This is a genomic window from Flavobacterium sp. (assembly GCF_044373165.1).
Lineage (GTDB): Bacteria > Bacteroidota > Bacteroidia > Flavobacteriales > Flavobacteriaceae > Flavobacterium.
This window is the reverse complement of sequence record NZ_JBILQL010000133.1, coordinates 1-3,125: the sequence shown is the minus strand read 5'-3', so window position 1 is coordinate 3,125 and position 3,125 is coordinate 1. Positions and strand designations below refer to the sequence as shown.

The following is a 3,125-nucleotide window of genomic DNA, read 5'->3' as shown; positions in this document are numbered from 1 at the left end:
TATTGAAATTGGATAAAATATGATTAAACTAATGCAAACAAATAAACCTAAATGTATGAAATAATGGAGCGCTTTATTTTTCATAGTATTTGATATATAAAATAAAAGCCAACATCATGGATGTTGGCTTTGTTGGTACACCGTAGGAGAATCGAACTCCTCTTGCCAGGATGAAAACCTGGAGTCCTAACCGATAGACGAACGGTGCGTGTTTCTGAAAACGAGTGCAAATATAATGAGTTTTTTTTTATGTCAAACATTTTAACATATTTTTACACTTTTGATTTTTTCAAGCGTTATGTTGAACTTAAAAACCATATGTAAAACCAATTCCAAAAGCTTCACGAATCTGAAGAATAGGGCGTTTTTCACCTGTTTTAGATGTAATTAAAATATCATCATCGTAGATCATCAACCAACTGAAATTTAACGCAATACTTTTTGTTATTTTATAAAAAATATCCGTTTGTGAAGTAATGTCTACATTCCATCTTCTTGTATTTCCTGACGGATCTCTGTCACTTCTTGTATAGTTGTTGAATAATTGCAAACGACTACGAAGAGATAGATTTTTGATAACTTCTTTCTCAAAAATGGCATCCACTCTCGCTCCAAACTCTGATCGGATGTTTTGATTTTGTTTATTACCAAAAGCGCCTTCGGCTCTTTGAATTAAAAAGTCATTATAAACAAAGTTAAACTGTCCGGAAGCCGGGGTCATAAATACCGTTAAATACGATTTTGGTTTCCAAGTTAAACCTGGTGAAATATTTAAAACCGCAGGAGCAAAGAAATCAGACACTAATAACTCCGAATTATTGGCATCCCATGTTTTTATAAATTGAGAACCAAAATTCATTAAAAATGCATAACTCCATTGACTTTTTTCGGACATAGAGTAATTATATGTACTTGAAATCAAGAATTGATCGGCATTTTTAAATAAAGGTAAATCCACATCCTTAGATGGATCATAATTTTTCACAAAACCAATTCGAGCATCAATAGAATTTAACCAAGTATGTCGTCCTTTTTCATAATTGGCTTCGGCATGACCTATAGCTTGGAAATTGAAACTACTAAAACCACCAGCGGCCCAATTGCTGAGCATGGTTTGACCAATATTCGCAGAAAAGTTACCTTTAAACGTCCATGTTGGTTTTACCGGAACGGGAAGCTGCTTTTTAAGTTCGTTTATTTCGGTTTCAATTTTAGATTTTTCTTTTTCTAATTCCGAAATTTTGGTATTTAATGTGCTATCTTGAGCATTCATAAGGTTACTTAAAACAAAAAACACTACCAAAGTAGTGTTTTTTGTTAAGTAATTTTTTAAATTATTACTTCTTATCATTGTCCATTTGTTCTTTAAGTTGTTGTAAAGAATCTAAATCTCCTAAAGTAGCTTTGTCAATAGACTGGTTCAATTTCTGAACCGCTTGTTTTGTCTTTTTAGACTCTGCTTTCTTTTCGTTGATTTCTGCATTTTTAGCTTCTAACACTTCTTCTTCCCAAACTTTTGTATGAGAAACGATGATTCTTTTATCATTTCTATCGAATTCAATAATTTTGAATGTATATTTTTGATCGACATCTACGATAGAACCATCTTCTTTTTTAGCGTGTCTTGTAGGAGCAAATGCTTCTAAACCATATGGTAATAAAACTTCAGCACCTTTTTCATCTCTACGGATTACAGTTGCTTCATGCTCGCTACCTACTGGGAAAACACCTTCGAACGTATCCCATGGATCTTCTTCGATTTGTTTGTGTCCTAAAGAAATTTTACGCGTTTCATTATCAATTTCTAAGATAACAACTTCTAAAGTATCGCCAACTTTTGTGAAATCAGATGGGTGGTTGAAACGTTTTGTCCAGCTTAAATCGCTAATGTGAACCATTCCTCCAACACCTTCTACTAAATCAACAAATACACCGTAGTTTGTGATGTTTTTAACAACACCTGAATGACGACTTCCTTTTGTAAATTTATCAGCAACTTTCATCCAAGGATCTTCTTGAAGTTGTTTGATTGATAAACTCATTTTACGATCATCATTATCAACGGTCATGATTTTTGCTGTATGAACATCTCCAATTTTGAAGAATTCTTTGCTATTCATTGGTTGATTGCTCCAAGATAATTCTGAAACGTGAATTAAACCTTCTACACCAGGGCAAACTTCTAAGAATGCACCATAATCTTCAACGTTTACAATTTTTCCAGTTACGGTTTCTCCAACAACAAGTTTATCAGCCATTTCTTCCCATGGATGTTTGCTTAATTGTTTCATACCTAATGAAATTCTTCGTTTGTCGTCATCAAAATCTAAAACTACAACGTTTACTTTTTGATTTACTTCAAGCACTTCAGAAGGATGCGAAATTCGACCCCACGAAATATCTGTGATATATAATAAACCATCAACACCACCTAAGTCCATAAATGCACCGAAGTCTGTAATGTTTTTAACAAGTCCTTCAAGAACTTGTCCTTTTTCTAATTGACCGATAATTTCAGCTCTTTGTCCTTCTAAATCCGCTTCGATAAGCGCTTTATGAGAAACAACCGCATTTTTGATTAATTCGTTAATTTTAACAATCTTAAGATCTAATGTTTTACCAACATACTGATCGTAATCTGTAATTGGTTTCACATCGATTTGAGAACCCGGTAAGAAGGTTTCTAAACCAAATACATTGGCAATCAAACCACCTTTTGTTTTACTCATAATCAAACCAGTAACGATTTCTTCCGTAGCATGTGCATTTTTGATATTTTCCCATGCTTTGAATAATTTAGCATTTTTACGAGATAAAATAAGGTGACCTTTTTTATCTTCTTTGCTCATTACATACACTTCGTACTCTTGTCCGATTGATAAATTCTCAACATCTCTGAATTCAGAAAGTGGAACTAATCCGTCTGATTTGAATCCAACGTTTAATACAACGTCAGCATTTGTGATTCCTACAACTTTACCAGATACGATTTCGTATTCTTTAATTGTTGTAAGCGTATTTACATACATTTCCTCATATTGCTTATGAGTGGTTTCGTCATATTTAGTAACATTTTTTTTACTAACAGACCAGTCAAATTCGTCATGAGCTGTGTTTTTAGACGG

At 33.3% G+C, this 3,125-nt stretch carries 2 protein-coding genes and 1 tRNA gene; all 3 read right to left on the bottom strand.

What is annotated here, in order from left to right; all coding sequences use genetic code 11:
* Positions 1-133: 133 nt before the first annotated feature.
* Positions 134-208 (bottom strand) — tRNA-Glu (locus tag ACIQ32_RS11605).
* A gap of 99 nt (positions 209-307) precedes the next feature.
* Positions 308-1,297, bottom strand: coding sequence for a DUF3078 domain-containing protein (locus ACIQ32_RS11600; protein ID WP_396195845.1), 990 nt, complete (start codon positions 1,295-1,297; stop codon positions 308-310).
* 40 nt (positions 1,298-1,337) lie between these two features.
* Positions 1,338-3,125, bottom strand: a 1,788-nt coding sequence (rpsA, locus tag ACIQ32_RS11595; RefSeq protein WP_396195844.1) for a 30S ribosomal protein S1, incomplete at its 5' end; no start/stop codon positions are given.